This is a genomic window from Clostridium pabulibutyricum (assembly GCF_058242705.1).
Window position 1 is genome coordinate 47728 of record NZ_JBZAYZ010000016.1, and the last position, 22639, is coordinate 70366.

At 33.2% G+C, this 22639-nt stretch carries 20 protein-coding genes and 1 riboswitch; of the genes, 15 read left to right on the plus strand and 5 right to left on the minus strand.

Annotated features, from left to right (window positions below):
* The first annotated feature begins 31 nt into the window (after positions 1–31).
* The 3 genes from AC4CVH_RS14135 to AC4CVH_RS14145 all read left to right on the plus strand — a co-directional run bounded on the left by AC4CVH_RS14135 (position 32) and on the right by AC4CVH_RS14145 (position 3302).
* Positions 32–409 carry a desulfoferrodoxin gene (locus AC4CVH_RS14135; protein ID WP_490788389.1) on the plus strand — a complete coding sequence of 126 codons (378 nt, stop codon included), beginning with the start codon at positions 32–34 and terminating at the stop codon, positions 407–409.
* Positions 410–646: 237 nt separating this feature from the next.
* Positions 647–1654 carry a tryptophan--tRNA ligase gene (gene trpS / locus AC4CVH_RS14140; RefSeq protein ID WP_490788390.1) on the plus strand — a complete coding sequence of 336 codons (1008 nt, stop codon included), beginning with the start codon at positions 647–649 and terminating at the stop codon, positions 1652–1654.
* A 55-nt stretch (positions 1655–1709) separates the two neighbouring features.
* A complete protein-coding gene (locus AC4CVH_RS14145; RefSeq protein ID WP_490788391.1) occupies positions 1710–3302 on the plus strand; it encodes a peptide chain release factor 3 in 1593 nt (530 codons plus the stop codon).
* A 49-nt stretch (positions 3303–3351) separates the two neighbouring features.
* On the opposite strand, the gene AC4CVH_RS14150 is transcribed toward AC4CVH_RS14145, so the two are convergent.
* On the minus strand, positions 3352–4341 hold the full coding sequence (locus AC4CVH_RS14150; protein ID WP_490788392.1) for a phosphatase PAP2 family protein: 990 nt from the start codon (positions 4339–4341) through the stop codon (positions 3352–3354).
* Positions 4342–4782: 441 nt separating this feature from the next.
* On the opposite strand from AC4CVH_RS14150, the gene AC4CVH_RS14155 reads away from it, so the two are divergent.
* Positions 4783–5340, plus strand: a complete 558-nt coding sequence (locus AC4CVH_RS14155; protein WP_490788393.1) for an ECF transporter S component — start codon at positions 4783–4785, stop codon at positions 5338–5340.
* A 42-nt stretch (positions 5341–5382) separates the two neighbouring features.
* Here the strand turns inward: AC4CVH_RS14155 and AC4CVH_RS14160 are convergent, their stop codons facing one another.
* Complete coding sequence (locus AC4CVH_RS14160; RefSeq protein WP_490788394.1) at positions 5383–5544, minus strand: zinc-ribbon domain-containing protein; 162 nt, start codon at positions 5542–5544, stop codon at positions 5383–5385.
* Positions 5545–5794: 250 nt separating this feature from the next.
* On the opposite strand from AC4CVH_RS14160, the gene tyrS reads away from it, so the two are divergent.
* Positions 5795–7015 carry a tyrosine--tRNA ligase gene (gene tyrS, locus AC4CVH_RS14165; RefSeq protein ID WP_490788395.1) on the plus strand — a complete coding sequence of 407 codons (1221 nt, stop codon included), beginning with the start codon at positions 5795–5797 and terminating at the stop codon, positions 7013–7015.
* Between the two features lie 43 nt (positions 7016–7058).
* Here tyrS and AC4CVH_RS14170 read toward each other — a convergent pair whose 3' ends face one another.
* Positions 7059–7934 (minus strand): SDR family oxidoreductase, encoded by an 876-nt coding sequence (locus tag AC4CVH_RS14170; protein WP_490788396.1) that lies wholly within the window; start codon positions 7932–7934, stop codon positions 7059–7061.
* A gap of 177 nt (positions 7935–8111) precedes the next feature.
* On the opposite strand from AC4CVH_RS14170, the gene AC4CVH_RS14175 reads away from it, so the two are divergent.
* Together AC4CVH_RS14175 and AC4CVH_RS14180 are read left to right on the plus strand one after the other, a co-directional pair.
* A complete protein-coding gene (locus AC4CVH_RS14175; RefSeq protein WP_490788397.1) occupies positions 8112–8489 on the plus strand; it encodes an IDEAL domain-containing protein in 378 nt (125 codons plus the stop codon).
* An 89-nt stretch (positions 8490–8578) separates the two neighbouring features.
* Positions 8579–9886, plus strand: a complete 1308-nt coding sequence (locus AC4CVH_RS14180; protein ID WP_490788398.1) for a DUF512 domain-containing protein — start codon at positions 8579–8581, stop codon at positions 9884–9886.
* A gap of 39 nt (positions 9887–9925) precedes the next feature.
* Here the strand turns inward: AC4CVH_RS14180 and AC4CVH_RS14185 are convergent, their stop codons facing one another.
* Positions 9926–10675, minus strand: coding sequence for an IclR family transcriptional regulator (locus AC4CVH_RS14185; RefSeq protein WP_490788399.1), 750 nt, complete (start codon positions 10673–10675; stop codon positions 9926–9928).
* Between the two features lie 259 nt (positions 10676–10934).
* Here AC4CVH_RS14185 and AC4CVH_RS14190 point away from each other — a divergent pair, with 259 nt between their 5' ends.
* The 5 genes from AC4CVH_RS14190 to AC4CVH_RS14210 all read left to right on the plus strand — a co-directional run bounded on the left by AC4CVH_RS14190 (position 10935) and on the right by AC4CVH_RS14210 (position 18397).
* Positions 10935–11840 carry a dihydrodipicolinate synthase family protein gene (locus tag AC4CVH_RS14190; protein WP_490788400.1) on the plus strand — a complete coding sequence of 302 codons (906 nt, stop codon included), beginning with the start codon at positions 10935–10937 and terminating at the stop codon, positions 11838–11840.
* 184 nt (positions 11841–12024) lie between these two features.
* Complete coding sequence (locus AC4CVH_RS14195; RefSeq protein WP_490788401.1) at positions 12025–14001, plus strand: YjhG/YagF family D-xylonate dehydratase; 1977 nt, start codon at positions 12025–12027, stop codon at positions 13999–14001.
* A gap of 45 nt (positions 14002–14046) precedes the next feature.
* Positions 14047–15399 (plus strand): GntP family permease, encoded by a 1353-nt coding sequence (locus tag AC4CVH_RS14200; RefSeq protein WP_490788402.1) that lies wholly within the window; start codon positions 14047–14049, stop codon positions 15397–15399.
* A gap of 189 nt (positions 15400–15588) precedes the next feature.
* A riboswitch (cyclic di-GMP riboswitch) is annotated at positions 15589–15677 on the plus strand.
* A gap of 188 nt (positions 15678–15865) precedes the next feature.
* Entirely contained in the window at positions 15866–17398 is a 1533-nt protein-coding gene (locus AC4CVH_RS14205; RefSeq protein WP_490788403.1) for a methyl-accepting chemotaxis protein, read from the plus strand.
* A gap of 255 nt (positions 17399–17653) precedes the next feature.
* Positions 17654–18397: a sulfite exporter TauE/SafE family protein gene (locus AC4CVH_RS14210; RefSeq protein WP_490788404.1), complete on the plus strand. Its 744-nt coding sequence runs from the start codon at positions 17654–17656 to the stop codon at positions 18395–18397.
* Between the two features lie 42 nt (positions 18398–18439).
* Here AC4CVH_RS14210 and AC4CVH_RS14215 read toward each other — a convergent pair whose 3' ends face one another.
* Positions 18440–19477: a LacI family DNA-binding transcriptional regulator gene (locus tag AC4CVH_RS14215; RefSeq protein WP_490788405.1), complete on the minus strand. Its 1038-nt coding sequence runs from the start codon at positions 19475–19477 to the stop codon at positions 18440–18442.
* A 197-nt stretch (positions 19478–19674) separates the two neighbouring features.
* Here AC4CVH_RS14215 and AC4CVH_RS14220 point away from each other — a divergent pair, with 197 nt between their 5' ends.
* From AC4CVH_RS14220 to AC4CVH_RS14230, 3 genes are all read left to right on the plus strand, one after another.
* Positions 19675–20460, plus strand: a complete 786-nt coding sequence (locus AC4CVH_RS14220) for a TSUP family transporter (protein ID WP_490788406.1) — start codon at positions 19675–19677, stop codon at positions 20458–20460.
* 115 nt (positions 20461–20575) lie between these two features.
* Positions 20576–21412 carry a triose-phosphate isomerase family protein gene (locus tag AC4CVH_RS14225; protein WP_490788407.1) on the plus strand — a complete coding sequence of 279 codons (837 nt, stop codon included), beginning with the start codon at positions 20576–20578 and terminating at the stop codon, positions 21410–21412.
* 181 nt (positions 21413–21593) lie between these two features.
* Positions 21594–22535 (plus strand): IS982 family transposase, encoded by a 942-nt coding sequence (locus AC4CVH_RS14230; protein ID WP_490787388.1) that lies wholly within the window; start codon positions 21594–21596, stop codon positions 22533–22535.
* Positions 22536–22639 lie beyond the last annotated feature (104 nt).

Consider the following 22639-nt stretch of genomic DNA (forward strand, 5'->3'; position numbering starts at 1 on the left):
ATATACCTATTGAAAGGGAGGAGTTAGACAAATGATATCACTTAAACAAGTTTACAAATGTAGTGTGTGTGGAAATATTGTGGAGGTTTTGAATGCAGGTGGCGGGACTTTGACCTGTTGTGGCAAACCAATGACATTGCTTGAAGAAAATACAGTTGATGCTGCTCTTGAGAAACATGTACCTGTAATTGAAAAGACAGCTGATGGTGTGCTTGTAAAAGTTGGTTCAGTTGAGCATCCTATGATAAAGGAACATTATATCCAATGGATAGAAGTTCATACACAAAACAAGGTATACAGAAAATACTTGACTCCTGATGACAAGCCACAGGCAGAATTTAAAATCAGTGAAGATGTGAAGTTTGCAAGAGAATACTGCAATATTCACGGATTGTGGAAAAGCAAGTAATATGTAATTTGTACAAAAACAGGTTCAAGTTAATGTGTTGAATATATTAACTTGAACCTGATATTATTTTAATATACTGTAGAAATTTACAGATAAATATAGTAAAATGTAAGGTAGTTATTTTAAACTTGGGAGTCATACAACCTGTGGTTTTGTTAAATCATAGGATTTTTTTTAATTGTATGGTATTCAAAGAGAGGCGGGTGAAACCTGATTTTATGAATCAGGCATGTCAGTATGGAAAAAGATAAAAAGGTAATATTTAGTGGTATTCAACCTTCTGGAAATTTGACTATAGGAAATTATCTTGGTGCTTTAAAGAATTGGGTGAAACTTCAGGATAAATATGAATGTTATTTTTGTGTGGTGGATCTGCATGCAATAACGGTAAAGCAGGAACCAAAAGATTTGAGACGAAGAACCATGGAAGTTCTTGCAATATACCTTGCAGCGGGAATAGATCCTGAAAAAAACACGATATTTATACAGTCTCATGTACCAACTCACTCAGAGGCGGCATGGCTTTTAAACTGCTTTACATATGTAGGGGAACTTGGAAGGATGACACAGTACAAGAGCAAGTCACAAAAATACAGTGATTCCGGTGTTCCTATAAGTGCGGGACTTTTGAATTATCCAGTGCTTATGGCGGCCGATATACTGCTTTATAATGCAGATCTTGTTCCTGTGGGAAAAGATCAGACACAGCATATAGAACTTACGCGTGATATAGCTGAAAGGTTCAATAACTTGTACAGTCCGACATTTACACTTCCGGAAGGATATATACCTGAAAGCGGTGCCAAGATAATGGATCTTCAGGATCCAACGAAAAAGATGTCGAAGTCATCGGAAAATCCAAACAGTTATATACTTGTAATGGACCCTCCGGATGTTATAAGAAAGAAGATAAATAGGTGTGTTACGGATAGTATAGGGAAAGTTAGATATTGTGACGAACAGCCTGGAATAAAAAATTTGATGAATATACTTGTAGCTATAAAAAACACTACCGCGGAGGAAATAGAAAAAAAATACGAAAATTCAGGTTATGCAGAGTTTAAAAATGATGTTGCAGAAGCTATAGTTAGTGAACTTGAACCAATTCAGAAAAAGATAAACGAATATCTTTCCGACAAGACTTATCTGGAAAGTGTTTATAAAAAAGGCGCTGAGAAAGCATATTATGTTTCAAATAAAGTTTTAAGAAAAATGCAGAAAAAAATGGGATTTATTCCAAGATAGCAGGATATAGATAATCAATAGATGTAGGCAAAAAATCAAGAAGAGAGGTAGATTTGTGGCAGATTTAAAAAGGGAAATAGAAAGAAGAAGGACTTTTGCAATAATATCCCATCCGGATGCAGGTAAAACCACTTTGACTGAAAAACTGCTTCTTTATGGAGGTGCAATAAGGCTTGCAGGTTCGGTAAAAGCAAGGAAAACATCTAAGCATGCAGTTTCGGATTGGATGGAAATAGAAAAGAAGAGAGGAATCTCTGTCACATCATCAGTTATGCAGTTTAATTATGACAATTATTGCATAAATATATTGGATACACCTGGTCATCAGGATTTCAGTGAAGATACCTATAGAACATTAATGGCTGCAGACAGTGCCGTCATGGTAATAGATGCGGCAAAAGGTGTGGAAGAGCAGACAAAAAAGTTATTTCACGTTTGTAGTTTAAGAGGAATACCCATTTTTACTTTTGTAAATAAAATGGACAGAGAGAGTATGGACCCATTTGACCTTATGGAGGATATAGAAAATGTGCTCGGAATAAAATCCTATCCTATGAATTGGCCAATAGGCTCCGGTTCTGGTTTCAAGGGAGTATTTGACAGAAATAAAAATATAATAGAGGCATTTAATGGAGGAGACCATGGACAGAAAGCTATAAAATCTATTGAAGGTTCTGTAGATGATGAAAAATTCAAGAAACTTCTTGGGGAACCGCTGCATCAAAAGCTTAAGGAAGATATAGAACTTTTAGATATAGCAGGAGATCAATTTGACATAGAAAAAGTGAGGGAAGGTGAGCTTACACCTGTGTTTTTCGGAAGTGCGCTGACGAATTTTGGTGTAGAACCATTTCTAAAGAAATTTTTAAAGCTTTCAACACCACCTGTGGCAAGAACTTCAGACAAAGGCATGATAGATGTATTTAATGATCAATTTTCGGCTTTTGTTTTTAAAATACAGGCAAATATGAATCCAGCTCACAGAGACAGAATTGCTTTTATGAGAATATGTTCGGGAAAGTTTAAAAAGGGAATGGAAGTATTTCATGTACAAGGTAATGATAAAGTGAAACTTGCTCAACCCCAGCAGTTTCTTGCGCAAAACAGGGAGATTGTGGAGGAAGCGTATGCAGGCGATATAATAGGAGTATTTGATCCTGGAATTTTTAATATAGGGGATACCTTGTGCCAATCACAACAAAAGTTCAAGTTTGAGGGTATACCTATTTTTGCACCGGAACATTTTGCAAGAGTAAGAACTATAGACACTATGAAAAGGAAACAGTTTATAAAAGGAATGAATGAGATATCTGAAGAAGGCGCCATTCAGGTATTCAAGGAGCTTAATATAGGTATTGAGGAGATAATAGTTGGAGTTGTAGGAGTTCTTCAATTTGAAGTACTGGATTATCGTATGAAACATGAGTACAATGTTGATGTTAAAGTGGAGAATTTATCTTATAGGGCTATAAGATGGATAGAGAATTCAGATATTCCTGAAGATGAGCTTGTTTTAACAAGTGATACAAAGATGGTAAAAGATTTGAAGGACAGGAATCTTTTAATATTTCAAAATGAATGGGCTATAAGTTGGGCAGTGGAGCATAATAAGGGACTTGTACTTTCAGATATAGGAAAGTCAGAGTAAAAAATAATAAAAGGCAGGCTTTCTGTTTTAAAAGTCTGCCTTTTATTTGTTATTTCTTACCTAGTGTGTCAATATAATAATTTTCTATATATGTTGTATTTATTTTTTTGTAGTAGTATTTATCCAAAAAACTTTGCAGTAGAGGCTGCAGCTTCTTAAACATGAAATCTACAATTTTTACTGTAATAAATGCAAGAAGCATTCCTGCCAAAACATCCAATACCCAATGTACTTCAAGATATAAGGTTGAAAATACTACACTTAGGCAGAAAAATGACATAAATATTTTGAAGAACTTGTCCCTTTCTCTTAAAACAAGCAAAAACATTGCAAATGATATCGAAGTGTGCATTGATGGAAAACAGTTTAAAGTCACACCTGCTGCGGCTAAAGGACTTAAATGACGTGCAAGTCTGTCCGGATCACCATATACATACCAAACTTCCTGAAGATGAAAGGTTAGGTAGAATGGTGTAATTAAAAGCACCTGAATTATATGTGCAGATAAAGCGTACCTCAGCATTTTTTTGAAGTCACGCATTATTGCAGACCTATATATAACAAGTAGAACAGGCAGCACAAATCCGTTATTGTATATCATTCTGAAAAACCACGTCAATGTTTGATTCGTATACATTCTTGCAAATTTTCCATCGTTTAGTGGAATGCTACTAAATAATGGATTTAAGTCTACTACTATTTTTCGTGAAATTTGCCAATTCAACATTTTTCCCCAAATTGTGTATCCATATTTGTTTAAAAAAACTACAAATGTTAAAAAAGGTATACATAACACTAAAAAAGGCAATATTTTTACATCATTTCTCATGTCATTATAGGCTGAAAATGCTATAAAAGACAGTACAAAAAGATATATTTTTGAAGTAGTACTGATTGAAGGAAACTTACAGAGATAAAGAGCCTTTTTAAGGAAATATAATCCTATTATTATGAAATAATATTTGAGAAAAATGTCCCAGGATTTATTAAGTACGTATCGAATATTGTAACTGGAACTTTCTTTTTTTGTATTATACATAAAGATAACCCTCCCTATACACACAATAAATTATATCACTAGGGATAGCTTAAGTATATAGTACAATATGCATTGTATTTTATTGTTTTAATGGAAATTACAGAAAATTTTTATGCTTAAAAAATATGTCGATTAAAAGAAGTATGAAGGTTGATGAAATTACGAAATTCAAGAATATCCATCCTGCCTTTAAGCAAATGCTTATTAGAAATATTATAAATAGGAAACTTAGAAACCATTTTGCAAATATCATTTTATGTTTTATTGTCTCCAACAACTGAATGAAGACAATACCTCCTTGTAGAATATCTTAAAGTACAATCTTAATATAGTATTTCCATTTTTCTTGAATCTATTATTAAAAAGTGTATCCATACATTTTGTACTTTTTATGTATCAAAATATAATGTATATTAATTGATAATTAAAGGGGGAATTGAATTGGAGCAGAAAAAGCTGGAGGAGACAAGAAACAAGGTTCATGGCATAATACGGGTTGCCCTGATGGCGGCAATGACATATATTGCAACGGCCTTTATAAATATACCAACAGGTGGCGGACTAAAAGGAGTTGTGCATCTAGGGGACAGCATGGTATTTTTAGCTGCGATTTTGCTTGGAAGGAAGAAAGCATTTTTTTCAGCGGCTATTGGTATGGGATTGTTTGATATTTTATCACCTTATGCCATATGGACACCTTTTACTTTTTTTATAAAGGGGTTTATGGCATATATCACAGCTTCTATTGCATATAGGAATAATTATGATGGCGAGAAACTCTGGAATAATATGTTGGCTTTTGCAGTTGGAGGTATGTGGATGATAACTGCATATTATTTTGCAGGAGTTTTACTAATGCATTTTGTGACAAATATAATGTTTTCTCAGGCTTTTATTCTTTCGGCAGCTGAGATACCTGGCAATATAGTTCAGTCAGTTGTAGGCGGAGCTATTGCACTTCCTATTGGCAGGGCATTGAAAAGAGTAAAACTTACTTAACTTGAAAATAATATAGGAGAGGCATAACCTCTCCATTATTAATTACATTCTCGATCTATTTCTTTCGGCCTTTCTTTTTCTCCTGCATTCAGGACATCTTACAGGGTCATTTTCAAATCCCTTTTCTTTGTAGAATTCCTGCTCGCCTTCTGTAAATACAAATTCCTTACCACAGTCTTTACATACAATAGTCTTGTCTGCCATAAAAAAACCTCCTTAAAATCAATAGGACTAATTTATTCTTGATAACTACTCCCATGAATTTAAGGAGAAATTAATACCTTGAAAAAATTTGGCCTACTTACATATAATTATAGTAAAACTTTAACTTTATTATATCATATAGTATCCAAAAAACAATGCGCCATGGTTGATAAAACTTAACTTTAATTATATACTAATACTTATGATAATATATAACTATGGGATAAAATATTGAAAGGTGGAGCAGAAGTTGACAAACGTTTACGATATTCTCTTAGAAAGAGGTTATATTAAACAAACTACTCATGACGAAGAAATAAGAGAATTACTTGGAAAAGAAAAGGTAACTTTTTACATAGGATTTGATCCAACAGCTGATAGCCTTCATATAGGGCACTTTATACAGATGATGGTTATGGCTCATATGCAGAAGGCAGGCCACAGACCAATAGCACTTATTGGTGGGGGAACTGCAATGGTAGGTGACCCTACTGGAAAAACCGATATGAGAAAAATGCTTTCCAGAGAGCAAATTGAACACAATGCACAGTGTTTTAAAAATCAATTTTCACGATTAATTGATTTTAATGATGGAAAGGCAATCATGGAAGACAATGCAAATTGGCTTCTGAATTTAAATTATATAGAATTTTTACGTACTATAGGTGTAAGTTTTTCTGTAAACAAGATGCTTACTGCAGAGTGTTATAAGCAGAGACTGGAAAAAGGACTGACATTTTTGGAATTTAATTATATGCTAATGCAGGCATATGATTTTCTTGAGCTTAATAGAAAATATGGATGTACGATTGAAATGGGTGGAGATGATCAATGGTCGAACATACTAGCAGGCGTTGATCTTATAAGAAGGAGAGAGAGAAAATCAGCATATGGAATGACTTTTTCTCTTCTTACAAAAAGTGACGGCAAGAAAATGGGGAAAACTGAAGGCGGTGCGGTCTGGCTTGACGGTGATAAAACAAGTCCTTATGATTTCTATCAGTACTGGAGAAATATAGATGATGCAGATGTTGAAAAGTGTCTTGCAATGCTCACATTTTTTCCTATGGATGAAGTAAGGAGGCTTGGTTCTCTTAAAGATTCTGAAATAAACAAAGCAAAAGCTGTTCTTGCCTATGAAGTTACAAAACTTATACATGGCGAGGATGAAGCTGACAAGGCAAAAAAGGCTTCGGAAGCGTTCTTCAACGGGGGAAATGGAATGGACAGTGTTCCGACTGTGGAAGTTTCAAAGGAATGTTTTGGAGGCACTCTTGTTGATTTGATTGTGAAGACTGCAATAATGTCTTCAAAGAGCGAAGTGCGAAGACTTATAAAGCAGGGTGGACTTACTGTAAATGATAAAAAGGTTACAGATATAGGGGCTGTTGTAAGTCAAGATGATTTTAAAGATGGAAGTATGATTGTCAGAAGAGGAAAAAAGAAATACAACAAGATAGTTTTAAAATAACAATTAAAAGGGGACTCTATTAAAAGTCTCCTTTTATGAGGTATCAGCAGCTTATAAACTGACCGCCATTTATGTGCAGCACCTGTCCTGTAATATATGAAGATTCAGGAGATGCAAGAAATACATAGGCCGGTGCAAGTTCTACCGGTTGTGCAGGCCTTTTATATGGATTCTTTGATCCAAATTCGCCGACTTTCTGCATGCTGTAGGAGGCAGGTATAAGTGGTGTCCATACGGGACCGGGAGCAACTGCGTTTACTCGTATTTTTCTGTTTATCAAAGATAGTGCAAGTGATCTTGTAAAGGATACTATTGCGCCTTTTGTGGAAGAGTAGTCGATTAAGGTTTCACTTCCTTCATAGGCAGTTATTGATGAGGTGTTTATTATGCTGCAGCCGGGATTAAGATGTGGAAGAGCTGCCCGTGTAATGTAAAACATGCTAAAGATATTTGTTTTGAATGTTTTTTCAAGCTGAGCATTGCTTATGTCTTCAATACTGTTTTGTGGAAATTGGACACCTGCATTGTTTATAAGTACATCTATTTTTCCAAAACAATCTATGGTTTTTTGTACTGCCGACCTGCAGAAGTCATCGTCTGAAATATCTCCGGGGATGATAATACATTTTCTTTTATGTTGTTCTATCATTTCTTTTGTTTTCTGTGCATCGTCGTTTTCGTTATAATATATTATTGCAATATCTGCTCCTTCTTTTGAACATGCTATTGAAACGGCTTTTCCTATGCCGCTGTCTCCTCCTGTTACTACCACGACTTTATCCTGCAGCTTATTGGAACCTGTGCAGTCTGGATTTTCAAATATTGGCTGGGGATTCAATTCAGTCTCAATTCCAGGCTGTTTGTTTTGTTCCTGTTCTGGAACAGACTTTGGAAAGTTGAAATAAAAATTATCGTTCATAGTTAAATACCTCCTATCTATTTTATGATATTGTTGTTGATAGTTTTAGCACTTTAAATTTATGTATGCAGAAATATTTATAAATCATGCACATTAAGAGCTGATCTGGCATTTAATAATAATGACCCGTTAAACGTCTTTATATAATTAAATTAATATATATTTGGAGATGATTATATGAAGGGAGAGTTACTTAGTTTTGAAGATATTAAAAAATTGAAAGACAACAGCAGAGTATGGGTTATATGGACAGAAGACAGTTCTGATATTTATACAATTAAAAAATTTGATTGTGGTATTGATTTCATAAAAAATTATTCTACGGATGATTGGTTGAGCTTTTTCATGACGTATACTGCTCTTGAATACAGTATGAACAACAATATAGCTAGGGTTTATAGATGGTCGTCAAACCGTGAATATCTGGAAAATGGACTTTCCATAGTGAAAAGTGCAATTGACAGTTCTCTTGATATGAAAAATAGAAAAAGATTTATGAAACTTTCAAGAGAATATAGATTATTGCTAGATGAAATTGAACTTGTAAATAACTAACTAATTGATTTTTAATTTCACGAAAATATGGTTTCGTGAAATTAAAAATCTGCCTGTAAAAAATAACGTTGAACAAAGGATTGAAAAATATGGCTAATAAAATATCTAAAGTTGTACATGGAAGCATTGCAGAAGAAATGGGAGTTGAGACAGGGGATTCTCTTTTGAACATAAATGGTACAGGAGTAAAAGATGTAATAGATTATAAATTTTTACTTGCAGATGATTATGTTGAAGTTGAAATAAAGAAAAAAAATGAAGAAGTATGGACTCTGGAAATCGAAAAAGAATGTGGCGAAGATTTAGGAATTGAATTTGAAGACGGTATTATGGATAAGGCAAAAAGCTGCCGGAACAACTGTATTTTTTGTTTTATAGATCAGCTTCCACAAGGCATGAGAAAAACTTTATATTTCAAGGATGACGATTCGAGACTGTCTTTTCTTCAGGGAAATTTTGTAACTTTGACAAATATGTCGGATGAAGATATAGACAGGATTATAAGATATAGAATCAGCCCTATAAATGTTTCTGTACATACTACAAATCCCGAGCTTAGAAAGAGCATGCTTAACAATAGATTTGCAGGCAATATTTATGAAAAACTTAAAAAGCTGGCTTATGGAAAAATAAAAATGAATTGCCAGATAGTGTTGTGCCCGGGGTATAATGGGGGCAGAGAGCTTCTGAAAACAGTGAAAGATCTTTATAAACTTTATCCTTATGTAGAAAATGTTGCAGCAGTTCCTATAGGAGTCACTAAATTTAGAAAAAACTTGAGCCAGATGGAGTTGTATAATGCTGAAAGTGCAGCATTGGAACTTGATTCAATAAAAGAATTTCAAAAAAAAGCTTTGAAGGAAACAGGCAGACCATTTATAAGACTTTCTGATGAATTTTATGTAACATCGGGCAGAAAGATACCTGAAAAAACATTTTATGGCAATTTCGCGCAAGTTGAAGATGGAATAGGCATGATAAGGTCATTTAGAATGAATTTAATGAATGGGATCAAGTATTTGAACAAAGATTGTACAGGGACATTTACTTTTATTACAGGAGTGCTTGCCTATGAAGAGATAATGTGGGCTGCGAATATAATAAATAGTGAAAACAATGGTATAAGAATAAATGTGTTTAAAGTTATAAATAATTTTTTCGGCAGGACAATAACTGTTGCCGGACTTTTGACAGGTACTGATATAATGGATCAGATTAAACCAGATGAAGTTATGGACCACATAATAATGCCGGAAAATATGTTTAAATCTGGTGAAAATATAATGCTTGACGATGTAACGCTGGAACAACTTGAGAGGTATTTTGGAAAGAAAATTGTGGTTTGTGATTATAAAGGCGAGAATCTGATACATATTGTGAATGAAAATTTAGTGTAAGTTTTAAGCTGCCCGTTTTATATGGCAGCTTAAATTTTTTTAACTTGAAACAGTATTTTCGATTTTGTTTTTAGCTTTTAATAATAGATCCATTGCCAATTTTTCCTTTTCTTCATTGAGTCTGAAAGTTGGTATACTTATGCTTATTGCAGCTGTTGTATTGTTTTTTAGTTTTATTGGAACCGCAAAACAGCATATAAATTCAGTGGCCTCTTCATATTCTTTGGCAACATGGTTTCTTCGTATGTTTTCGAGTTGGTCTTCGAGTTTGTTGAAATCTGTTATCGTGTTTTCAGTAATTGCCTTTAGACCATCGGGATAGAGGGATTTTATTTCTTCTATGTTGTATTGAGTCAGTATAGCTTTTCCAAGAGCCGTACAGTAGGCAGGAATTCTTTTACCTATATGTGATATAAGGCGAATATACATATCTTTGTCTGGATCTTCTTTCAGTATGTAAAGTATATTGTTCCCATCAAGAGTACCCATCTGACAGGTTTCATTTATATTTTTTACAATACTTTTCATTGTTTTTTGTATGAAATCGAGTGTATATTTATTTTTTAAATACGATGCGCCTATCCTGAAAGATGAAATTCCTATTGAATATTTTAAAGAGCCGTTTTCCACGGAAATAAAGTTATATTCCAACATGGTTTGTATAATAGGATACAAGGTACTTTTTGGTATACTAAGTGCTTCAGAAATTTCAGTCAGTGTAAGACCGCTTTGGTTTACAGATAAAAGATCTAGTATATTCAAAACTCTTTGTGTGGGTTTATGAGACATAGTTACACCTGCCATTCCAATTTTTATAAAAATTTGTTATATAGAAATAATTATAGGTATTTTGCTTTAAATATTCAATATAGGACACAATAAAACATAAATATGAATCCTTGTTACAAAATTTTAAATATTATATTGACATAATAAGAAACTGTGATATTATTTATATGTAAGTTCGTATAAACAAATTAATTTTGTATATACGAATAAAGAAATTTTGATTGGTTTTTAAATTTATTTCACAAGGAGAGATTCATACATGAGAAAAGCTAAATTTATTACACCTGTAATCACTGCATTTGACTCTAAAGGAAATTTAGATATTCAGGGAAACAAGAATGTTTATGATCATCTCATTAATGCAGGTATTGATGGAATGCTTGTAATGGGCAGTGCAGGTGAATTTTATGCTATGTCTATGGAAGAAAGAAAGAAACTTATTGATGTTGCTGTTTCATATGCAGGACAAAGAACTAAGGTTATTATTGGAACTGGCTGTATTACGATTGAAGATACTATTGAACTTTCCAATTATGCTGTAAATGCAGGGGCAAAGGATATCATAGTAATAAGCCCTTATTATTTCAAGCTGACAGATGAAAGTCTGGAATATTATTACGGAAAGATATCAGAAGCCGTAGATTGCAATATATATTTATACAATTTTCCAGATAGAACAGGACACGATATATCACCGGAATTGACACTTAAACTATTGAGAAAGCACAGTAATATTGTAGGATATAAGGATACTGTATCTGAAATGTCACATACTAGGAAGTTGATAAATACTGTAGGTGAGGAATTTCCTAATTTTGAAATATACTCGGGATTTGATGAAAATTTTTCACGTAATGTGATTTCTAACGGTTCAGGTTGTATAGGTGCACTTTCCAATGTGTATCCGGAGATTTTCGCGGAATGGGCAAAATCGTTTAATAGCGGAAGCTTGGAAAAGGTATCAAAAATCCAGGAATGTATCGACAAGATGGCCGATTTATATGATGTAAATGAATGTTTTATACCAATTATAAAAAAAGCAATGATGTTAAGAGGGGTTGATATTGGAGACTTCTGTAAAACACCACTTTTGAGAGCCAATGAAAAGGAAAGCGATTCTATCAAAAAAGTTATTGCATATATAAATGCCATGAATTGGAAATAATTAAAAAATAATAAGTCATCGCTTTATGACATATAAAAGTTTTTGCAGAAAACAAAATACCATTAAGAGATGACTAATTATAATTATATCATTAAACATTGATATTTGAAACATTTTGCCTTAAATGTAAAGCTATTCAAGAAGTATTTATTAATTTTATAAAAATATGTGAGAGGGATTAATTATGTCATTAAAAAAAATTTATAGTAATGAAGACAAATCTTTGTACAAGGTTCAAACTCATTCAGAAGGACCAAAAGGATCACTGCCACTTACGTCTGAATTGTTAAAAAATTCACCTAGTGGAAATATATTTGGAATGACTTTAAATGCAGGTATGGGTTGGGAACCAAGCAAGCTTTTGGGTGACAACGTATTAATACTTAGTACTCAGGGTGGAATACGTGATAATGATGGTACTCCAATTGCTGTAGGACTTCATACAGGACATTTTGAACTGGGAGTTCAAATGAGAGCTGCAGCCGGAGCAATCAAAAAACTTGGAGGAGTGCCTTATGCGGCATATGTAACAGATCCATGTGACGGTAGAAGTCAGGGGACAACTGGAATGTTTGATTCACTTCCGTATCGTAATGATGCAGCGATTGTGTTTAGACGTCTTATAAGGTCACTTCCAACAAGACGTGGAATAATTGGAGTAGCTTCATGCGATAAAGGACTTCCGGCAATGATGATGGCTCTTGCATCAATGCATGATTTGCCAATAATTATTGTTCCAGGAGGATCAACACTTCAGCCTATAGATGGGGAAGATGCGGGAACAGTACAGACTATCGGAGTAAGATTTGCAAACAATGAGCTTTCTCTTAAAGATGCCTGCAAGGCAGGATGTAATGCATGTGCTTCAGCAGGTGGAGGATGTCAATTCTTAGGTACAGCAGGAACTTCACAGGTTATCTCCGAAGCATTGGGAATAGCACTGCCTCATTCAGCTTTGGCGCCATCAGGTCAGCCAATATGGGAACATATTGCGGTTCAATCAGCTTTGGCAGTTTCGGATATGATTAGGAATGAAACTACAGTAAAGGATATCATCACAGATAAGGCTATTGAAAATGCAATGGTTGTACATGCCGCTTTTGGGGGATCAACGAATCTGCTTCTTCACCTTCCGGCAATTGCATATGCAGCAGGATGTAGAGTTCCTACAGTAGAAGACTGGTCAAGGATAAACAAAAAGGTACCTCGTCTTGTAAGTGTTCTTCCTATAGGACCTGTTAATTATCCTACAGTAAGTGCATTTTTGGCAGGAGGAGTTCCAGAGGTAATGCTTCATTTGAGAAAACTTGGTCTGCTTCATGAGGATGTCCTTACAGTTACAGGAGAAACACTTGGAGAAAATCTTGACTGGTGGGAAAAATCAGAAAGACGTAAACAATGCAGACAGCGTCTTGTAGAGATAGATGGAATAAATCCAGATGAAATTATAATGAATCCTGAAAAGGCTAAGAAGAGAGGATTAACATCAACAGTAACTTTTCCTGTTGGAAATATTGCACCGGAAGGTTCCGTAGTAAAATCAACAGCTATTGATCCGTCAGTTATAGATGATGATGGAGTATTCAGACACACTGGAACAGTCAGGGTGTTTACATCTGAGAAAGCAGCTATTAAAGTGCTTAAAGAAGGTGGAAATATAAAGGCTGGAGACATAATGATTGTAATGGGCGGAGGTCCTATGGGAACAGGAATGGAGGAAACATATCAGTTAACCTCGGCACTTAAACATTTACCTTTTGGAAAGCATGTTTCTTTAATTACAGATGCACGTTTTTCCGGTGTTTCAACTGGAGCCTGCTTTGGACATGTTGGACCTGAGGCATTGGCAGGAGGCCCTATTGGAAAGTTAAAAGATGATGATATTGTGGAAATAATAGTTGATACAAATAAACTTGAAGGCTCAATTAATTTTATAGGAACCGAGGGCAACAGGCTTTCTTATGAGGAAGGTGCCAAGGTTTTAAAAGCTCGTGAGCTTCATGAAGGTCTTCAACCTGATCCAGATCTTCCTAAGGATACTAAGTTATGGGCTGCACTTCAGTCTGTAAGTGGAGGAACATGGAGAGGAAGCGTCTATGATGTAGATAAGATTATTGAGGTAATAGAAGCTGGTAGGAAATCATTAAACATGGATAAATAGTGGTAGTTAATTTTTATAAAACCAAATAGTTGGGAGGAATATAGTATGCCTTTATTTATAGTAGGACTAGGCGTAGTGTTCTTAATCGTATTAATTTCTAAGTTTAAACTGAATACATTTCTTTCATTGTTGATTGTTTCATTTGTTGTGGCATTGGGGCTTGGAATGCCACTTGGAAAAGTTGTTTCAAGTATTGAAAGTGGTATGGGAAGTACACTTGGACATATAGCTCTGATATTTGGACTTGGAGCCATGCTTGGAAGACTTGTTGCAGATTCTGGTGGAGCGCATAGAATTGCCATGACTTTGATTAACAAGTTTGGAGTAAAAAAGATTCAGCTGGCTGTTATAGTTGCATCATTTGTTGTTGGAATAGCAATGTTCTTTGAGGTAGGATTGGTTTTACTTCTTCCAATTATATTCTCGATTGCAAAAGAATTAAAGATATCTCCAATATATCTCGGTATTCCTATGCTTGCATCATTGCTTGTAACTCATTGTTTTTTACCACCGCATCCAGGTCCTACAGTAATAGCAGGTGCATATGGTGCAGATATTGGAACGGTTTTAGTGTATGGTATTTTGATAGCAATACCAACAGTTATTATATCAGGCCTTTTATTTACTAAGATAGACAAAAAGATTATACCAAGTGCTTTTGAAAAAGATGCTGAATCAGGTGATTTCATTGGTGATCAAAAAACATTCAAATTGGAGGATACACCTGGATTTGGAGTTAGTTTATTGACTGCAATGTTTCCGGTAATTTTGATGATGATTTCTACTGTAATTTCAATGGCTCAAAAGATGGCTGGTGTCAAAGACAATTCATTTTTCGAAATTGTAAGTTTTATAGGAAATCCTGATACAGCAATGCTAATTTCTTTGATAGTTGCAATTTATACTATGGGAATAAGGAGAAAGATTCCTGTAAAACAGGTTGGAGATACATGTGCAGCTGCAGCCGCATCAATAGGAATGATGATTTTGATTATAGGCGGAGGCGGAGCTTTTAAAGAAGTTCTCATAGATGCAGGGGTAGGAAAGTATATAGCTTCATTGTTTAATGGAAGTTCGGTATCACCTTTACTTCTTGCATGGACAGTTGCTGCAATTTTGCGTATTGCATTAGGATCAGCTACAGTTGCGGCACTTTCAACGTCGGGACTTGTTATTCCGATGCTTGCAAGTTATGGTGATGTTAATCTCGCTTTAGTAACACTTGCAACAGGTTGTGGAAGCGCTATTGCATCTCATGTAAATGATGCAAGTTTCTGGATAGTTAAGGAGTATTTTGGATTTAGCATGAAGGAAACTTTTTCGACATGGACATTAATGTCTACAGTTTTATCTGTAGTAGGATTAATATTTATACTGATATTAAACATATTTATATAAATATGACTATATAATTCATAAATAGGGGATTGAAATCATTGTATTTTCAATTCCCTATTTATTATGTAATTTGCGTAATTTTGTGAGGAAAAATGTAGAAATAAATCTTAAAAATTTAATATTTTAAGAGAAAAATGGAAATATTGCATTGAATTTTATAAAAATTGGGTGTAATATAACTTATGTAAATATTTATAATAGCACACTTGCCGAAAGACAAGGTCGCAAAGCTATGGGTCTTAAGGAAATAGTTTTCCTATGATTGCCAGGTTGCTGAATTTGTTTGATTTTAAAGGATTATGTGTATTAGTGTCTATTATTTATCATAAATAATAGACACTTTTTTATTTTATAGGTAAGAGTTATCAATAGTTATTTTGGGGAAATTAATGAATACTGCAAACTAATTGATAATGAATGTTATGTGAATATTAAGTTGTACAAAATTATGTGGTGGAGGTATCAGATGGAAGGTAAAGAAAATTTTCAAGAAATGTTTAATAAAAAATCTCTAAAAGTAGTTCTAATAATTTATATGGTTTGTTGTGTTATGTCTTTTATGTGCTTTTCTGGTATGAAATTAATTGGCATAAATAATGAAATAACATTAAATTCATTGATTGTACTTGGAATACTTGTTGTTATTTATGGAGTTATATTTTATAAGTGTTACAAATGGGTAATCAATTCAGACAATAAAGATTCGAAAGCGTTAAATACTACCAAAGGTTTAATTCTTTTGATAACATACTTTCAGTATTTATATCTTAACTTTACTATGCATTTAAATTCTGTTTGGCTCATAGTTATATTTTTTGTTATACTTGGAGCACTGTTTTTTGACATTAAAATGGTAATAGGTTCAATAATATTAAGCTGTTTGTGTGTAGCTGTAGTATTTTTTCATAATCCATCCATACTTATGCGTGGCAAGATGGCAAGTGCGGAATTATATATGACCGTAGTTAGTATAGGTATTACCTTTGCACTTATTTATATAATGGTATATATGGCATCGAAATTGTTGGAATCAATTGCTAAGAAAGAGATTGAAATTAATAAAGAAAACGAAAAACTGCTTGGTATTTTTGATAAAATATCTGAAGTTTCCAATACGGTATTATCATCAAGCACGAATTTAAGTGCTGCAATTGAAGAACAAACAAGCTCTCTTGTTGAGGTTTCAGATGTAACAAGCCTTGCTTCACAAAATTCAGATGATATGCTTGATAAATCAAATAAAAATAAAAATATATTGGATATGTTGTTGAAAGCAAATGAAATTGTTGTTGATAAGGCAAGAGACAGTGAAAAGAAGATAAATGACATTATTCAAATTACAGATAAAAACCAGAAGTCATTGAATGATACAATTTCAATTATTTCCAATATAAAAGATGAAATAGCAGATACTTTTAAATCTACAAAGGATCTTGAGCAAAAATCAGCTGAGGTTGATGAAATATTAAAGTTAATTGGAGATATATCCGAGCAGACTAATCTTCTTGCTTTAAATGCTTCAATTGAAGCTGCAAGAGCAGGTGAATACGGTAAAGGTTTTGCTGTTGTAGCAGATGAAATCAGAAAACTTGCAGAAGGAACAAAACAGTCTCTTTTGCAAGCAAGCACAATAATAAACGAGTTAAAAAACAAGATTAATACAGTTCAAGATCAAATGAGTAATAACAATAAAGAATCTCAAACTGGAAATTACATTATAAATGAAACTGTTGGCAGGATAAATGATATGAATGTTCATTTGAAATCATTCAGCAGCAATATAATTGATATAAATGAAGCATCAAATACACTATTTTCGGAGACTAAAAATGCTGTACAATTTAATGAAGAAATATCAACTATAACTAAAAATACTATATCGCAATATGACACCATAGCAGGCACAATATCACAAAACGCTGCTGCCGGTGAGGAAATTGAGGCTAATGTAAATGAACTCAAAAATATTACAGAAGATTTAAATAAACTTATTCAGTAGATTGTGAACGGATATAATATATATTTGATTCGTGAAGTTTTCTAACTACTGTAGAATTTTGAAAGCACCATAAAGCCATGTAATTTAATGCTTTATGGTGCTTTTTATATTATTTGTTAGAATGAAAAACAATTGAGACTAGTCAAACGTTATAGTAAAAAATAAAAGGAAACGAAAAAAACTGTGATAATATAACTTATATAGGCAGAAAAAATAAGGTCTTAAAATATTTAATTAAATCAGGGAGTAAATATTATGTTTAATACTTTTTTAAATGTGGGTGGAATATTGAGTTTTTTACTGATAATTTTTGTTGCTGCATTTATTCATGGAGTGACAGGATTTGGATTTGGGATAATACTCATGTGTTTTTTGCCTAATTTGTTGGGATATCAAATGTCTGTTGGAATAAGCGCGCTGTTATCTCTGCTCATTAGTTTAGGAATTATGATAGGAATTAAAGGCAAATTGGATATAAGAAAAATTTTTATTACAACTATGTTTTTTATTATTTTTCAGATTATTGGTACAAATTTGCTCTTTAGTGTTGTCAATAACGTTTTAAGAATGTCTCTTGGAATAACATTGATATTTTTTGCATTATTATTTATATATATGGAGTATGGAAGACATAATATAAAATTTAGCAACATGAATAGTGCTATTATAGGCGGGATAAGTGGAATCACAGGCGGAATGTTGGGGATAGGAGGGCCGCCGGTTGTATTTTATTATCATAGCATATTTGAAGATAAAAATGATTATAACATAAATATGCAGGTAACATTTACTATTGTAAATATGATTTTGATAGGTCAGCATATATACCGTGGAAATATAACAGCTACAACTTTAGAGTTTTCTGCATTAGCATTAATAGTATTATTTTTATCTACATGGATAGGACTTAAGGCCTTTAAAAGAATATCAAAAAGCTTACTAACTAAGATTACAATAGGATTTTTATTTGTAGTAGGAATCATGAAATTTGTATCATAATTAAGTTGATAAACTATTAAAAACTTGCTTTAAACTACTGTTTTAAAGCAAGTTTTTAATTGCGCAACTCTCACGTTTCGTTATATTGAAGGGAATTTCGAGCTTAATAGGAATACTATGTCCACGTTCAATTCGATCGATTAATGTTTTACAGGCCATTTTTCCAAGCTGTTCTATTGGAATGTGAACAGTCGTAAGCATCGGCGAGACATATTGAGACATACTTATATCATCAATACTTATAATGGAAATGTCTTTTGGTACGCATATCCCATTTTCTTTAAGTGCTTTCAAAGCACCAATTGCAGTTATATCATTAGCACAAAGTATTGCAGTTGTATGTGTGTTATTATCTAAAAGTTTCTGAGCACCCTTATATCCGCCGTGAGTAGATAAATGAGTATTGATAATATTTTTGCTGTTGATAGAAAGGCTTAATTCTTTCATGGCATCCATGAAACCTTTAAAGCGAACTTCATTTTTAGTCTCACCAATGTAGCTTATATTGGTATGGAACAAAGAGGCTATATGTTTTACAGCTGCAATAGATGCCTTGTAACCGTCACAGATCACTTGATCATAATTGTAGGATAAATCAATACTGTTGAGTCCTGCAAAAACTACATTTTTATAATGCTTTTTTATAAAATTAGAAAGATTTAAATTAAATCGTCCAAGAATCAACACCCCGTCTACTTTAGTATTGGATATGGTGTTAAATGCATTTGATGTGTCCAAATCAAATGCTGAAAGCGTGTATCTAAGTACATAACCATGTTTAAAAGCCTCTCTTTCTATAGAACGTGACAGATCTAAAAAAAATGGCTCGTCTATGGCATCTCTTGATCTTGCAACTATACAGGCCATATTTTTATCGTTATTTCTGATAGTAGTATTATTGATTTTACCGAGTTTTAAATTACGTGCTGCAATATTTGGAGTATAGCCAGTTTCTCTTACGACAGACCATATTTTTTCCCGAACTTCTTCACTGGCTGCTTTTGTATCTTTACTGTTTATTACACGGGAAACGGTAGAAATTGATACACCTACACGTTCAGCGATATCCTTAAGTTTCATAAAAAACCTCCATATAGTCATAACATGATATTTAACGATTTTATTATAACATTAACATATACATATTATCAAACGTTTGAGTCAAATAGAGGCCAAATAGTAAAAAAAGTGTGCTAAATTATTTATATGATGATGTCGTCTTATAAATAATAGGAAAATTGGACTTGGTAATTTTGGATAATGGGGGGTGTAAATTTATGTACTTGTTATATTTTTTAGTTAGCCTTATTGCTTCGATTATTGGAGGAATATGTGGTATTGGTGGGGGAGTTATAATAAAACCTGTACTTGATGCCACAGGTACTATGAGTGTCACTAATATTAGTTTTTTGTCAGGATGTACAGTTCTGTCCATGTCTATTATCTCTGTATTAAAATCTCATAAAAATAATAAAACTATTGATGTAAGGACAAGTACTCTTTTAGCTGTTGGCGGCATTATAGGAGGAATACTTGGTAAATCTTTATTTGATATTCTTAAAACAATTTTTAATAACGAGAATTATCTTGGAGCAGTGCAGGCGGCCTTGTTAATAATTATTACAGCGGGAACACTTATATATAGTATATATTCTTATAAGATCAAAACTAAAAATTTGACTAATATTATGGTATGTTTGTTTATAGGATTGTTTTTGGGAATGGTATCTTCTTTTCTTGGTATAGGCGGTGGGCCTATAAATTTAACGGTACTCTTTTTTTTCTTTTCTATGGACATAAAAAAGGCAGCGGCAAATTCTTTGTATATTATAATGTTTTCACAGTTGGCTAGTTTGTTTCAGACAATTATTAATAAAAAGGTTCCTTCAGTAAGTCCCGTGGTTTTAGCTCTTATGGTAGCGGCTGGTGTTGTTGGTGGAATAATAGGAGGTAATGTAAATAAAAAGATTTCAGAACATGTAGTAGATAAGTTGTTTATAGGACTCATGATTGTAATTATTGGTATCAACATTTTTAACGTGATTAAATTTGTAATTGCATAACAAACGTTTGTGCAAAATACAGAGAAAACTATAGCGAATTTATGTTAGTATGTGGGTATAATGAAGAAAAGAATGTATCGGTAAAAAAAAGATTTATGAGAGGCAGGAGATAGATGTGCAGTACATATTTCTTAATTTGAAAAGATTTGATATTCCTAAAAATTTAGGTGGTGTAAATAGTATTTCAAAAATAAGAGAGTGGAGCGGATATATAGTTAAAAATACACAGGAAAAATTAAAAAAATATGATGAAAGTGAATTTGAGTTTGCAATGTTTTTTCCAGAGGCACATTTAATAGGTGCAAATGATGCAAAAACTGCGGGAAGTCCTGTTAAAATTGGATGTCAAAGTGTATTTAGGGATGATACTTCTGTTGGAGGAAATTTTGGTGCTTTTACTACAAGCCGTACAGCAAATTCTGTAAGGGCAATGGGATGTGAATATACCATTATAGGTCATTGTGAAGAGAGAAAAGATAAACTTGGTATTATGCAGGAAGCAGGAGTAAACGATACAGATGCAGTCAACCGTTTGCTCAATAAAGAAGTTAAATGTGCAATTGATTCAGGCTTGAAAGTATTATACTGCATTGGTGAAAGCTCAGATGAACAAAATGATTGGAAAAAAGTTTTAAGAGAACAGCTTAAAATTGGCCTTTTGGGAGTAGATTTATCACAAGTTGTTATTGCATATGAGCCGGTATGGGCGATTGGACCGGGAAAAACACCACCTTCAAAAGAATATATCCAAAAGATTGCAAACTTTGTTAAGGCGGAAACAAATGGATTGCCAGTTGTTTATGGCGGAGGATTAAAAGCTGACAATGCAAAAATGTTATCATCCATACCGGAAATTGATGGAGGACTGATAGCACTTACAAGATTTAGTGGTGAAATAGGATTTTATCCAGATGAATATTTGGAGATTATTGATATATATACTGGTTGTTAAAATGATTAAAAATATCAAGAGTGTTAAAAATAATGTATGTTTATAAAAAAATAGGAGGTAATATAACCTGTTGTGCTAGTTAAATTCACTAACATAATTTATAAATAGAAAAACTCCGGCAATTATGTTACCTTATCATTAAAAAATCACCAAAAATCTTAACAATAGGGGGAAAACATATATGCCAGAGTTCAAGAAAGATTATACTATAGAAATTGATAATCTTAAAGATTTTATTACTGTTACATTTGTAATAATTGATGACTTTTACCACAAAGTTACTCCAGCACATATTAAAAATCGCAGAAATATTGATAAAGCAATTATGAGCGACAGTGAAATAATTACTCTTTCACTGGTTGGTGAGCTTCTTTCTATTGATTCTGAGAAATCATGGCTCAGTTTTTGTACCAGAAATTTAAAAGATTTATTCCCTGAATTTTGTACAAGAACAAGATTCCACAGAACTAGAAAATCACTTTATAAGGTTATGGAGCAAATCCGTCAAGAAATAACATGGTTCCTCAGGTATACTTATGAGCAGTACAGGATAATTGACAGTATGCCGATTCCAGTTTGTGAATTTGGGAGAGCACATTTCCATAGAGCATTTAAGCCGGAGGCTGCCTACGGCAGGTGTGTTTCCAAGAAAGAAACTTACTATGGATTTAAATTGCATTCCCTTACAGCACTCGATGGATATTTAACTGATTTTATCTTAACTCCTGCTAATATTGATGATAGGGCAGCAGCATTGGATCTAACATCATCCTTATCCCCGGTAACTATAATAGGGGATAAAGGATATATTGGAGATAGATTTATTTCAGAACTAAAATCTGAAACAAAAATCAATCTTATCGCCATGAAAAGAAAGAAAACTGCAAATCAATTTTCAAAAGAATTCAGACAGACAATATTTAAAGCCAGACGAAGAATTGAGACAACTTTTTCTCAATTATCCGGTCAGCTGAATATACAAAGGGTACTTGCCAAATCCATGTGGGGATTAGTAACAAGAATAACGAACAAAATTTTAGCTCATAATCTTTGTTATTTTATCAATAAAGTATTTAATATTAATCCCAATATATCAAAAATTAAGCATCTAGTATTTGGCTAATTTTTCTTAAAAGCATAGGATAAAGTTCTTAGGGCTGTTTTAGCTTATTTCTATGGATTATATATCCTATTTATCAAAATTTATCTTCTAGCACAACGGGTTAA

What these genes read in the sequence shown, in the direction of transcription:
- AC4CVH_RS14135 (WP_490788389.1), top strand. Translation starts at nt 32, where the DNA reads ATGATATCACTTAAACAAGTTTACAAATGTAGTGTGTGTGGAAATATT.
- trpS (WP_490788390.1), top strand. Translation starts at nt 647, where the DNA reads ATGGAAAAAGATAAAAAGGTAATATTTAGTGGTATTCAACCTTCTGGA.
- AC4CVH_RS14150 (WP_490788392.1), bottom strand. Translation starts at nt 4,341, where the DNA reads ATGTATAATACAAAAAAAGAAAGTTCCAGTTACAATATTCGATACGTA.
- AC4CVH_RS14160 (WP_490788394.1), bottom strand. Translation starts at nt 5,544, where the DNA reads ATGGCAGACAAGACTATTGTATGTAAAGACTGTGGTAAGGAATTTGTA.
- AC4CVH_RS14170 (WP_490788396.1), bottom strand. Translation starts at nt 7,934, where the DNA reads ATGAACGATAATTTTTATTTCAACTTTCCAAAGTCTGTTCCAGAACAG.
- AC4CVH_RS14175 (WP_490788397.1), top strand. Translation starts at nt 8,112, where the DNA reads ATGAAGGGAGAGTTACTTAGTTTTGAAGATATTAAAAAATTGAAAGAC.
- AC4CVH_RS14180 (WP_490788398.1), top strand. Translation starts at nt 8,579, where the DNA reads ATGGCTAATAAAATATCTAAAGTTGTACATGGAAGCATTGCAGAAGAA.
- AC4CVH_RS14185 (WP_490788399.1), bottom strand. Translation starts at nt 10,675, where the DNA reads ATGTCTCATAAACCCACACAAAGAGTTTTGAATATACTAGATCTTTTA.
- AC4CVH_RS14190 (WP_490788400.1), top strand. Translation starts at nt 10,935, where the DNA reads ATGAGAAAAGCTAAATTTATTACACCTGTAATCACTGCATTTGACTCT.
- AC4CVH_RS14195 (WP_490788401.1), top strand. Translation starts at nt 12,025, where the DNA reads ATGTCATTAAAAAAAATTTATAGTAATGAAGACAAATCTTTGTACAAG.
- AC4CVH_RS14200 (WP_490788402.1), top strand. Translation starts at nt 14,047, where the DNA reads ATGCCTTTATTTATAGTAGGACTAGGCGTAGTGTTCTTAATCGTATTA.
- AC4CVH_RS14205 (WP_490788403.1), top strand. Translation starts at nt 15,866, where the DNA reads ATGGAAGGTAAAGAAAATTTTCAAGAAATGTTTAATAAAAAATCTCTA.
- AC4CVH_RS14210 (WP_490788404.1), top strand. Translation starts at nt 17,654, where the DNA reads ATGTTTAATACTTTTTTAAATGTGGGTGGAATATTGAGTTTTTTACTG.
- AC4CVH_RS14215 (WP_490788405.1), bottom strand. Translation starts at nt 19,477, where the DNA reads ATGAAACTTAAGGATATCGCTGAACGTGTAGGTGTATCAATTTCTACC.
- AC4CVH_RS14220 (WP_490788406.1), top strand. Translation starts at nt 19,675, where the DNA reads ATGTACTTGTTATATTTTTTAGTTAGCCTTATTGCTTCGATTATTGGA.
- AC4CVH_RS14230 (WP_490787388.1), top strand. Translation starts at nt 21,594, where the DNA reads ATGCCAGAGTTCAAGAAAGATTATACTATAGAAATTGATAATCTTAAA.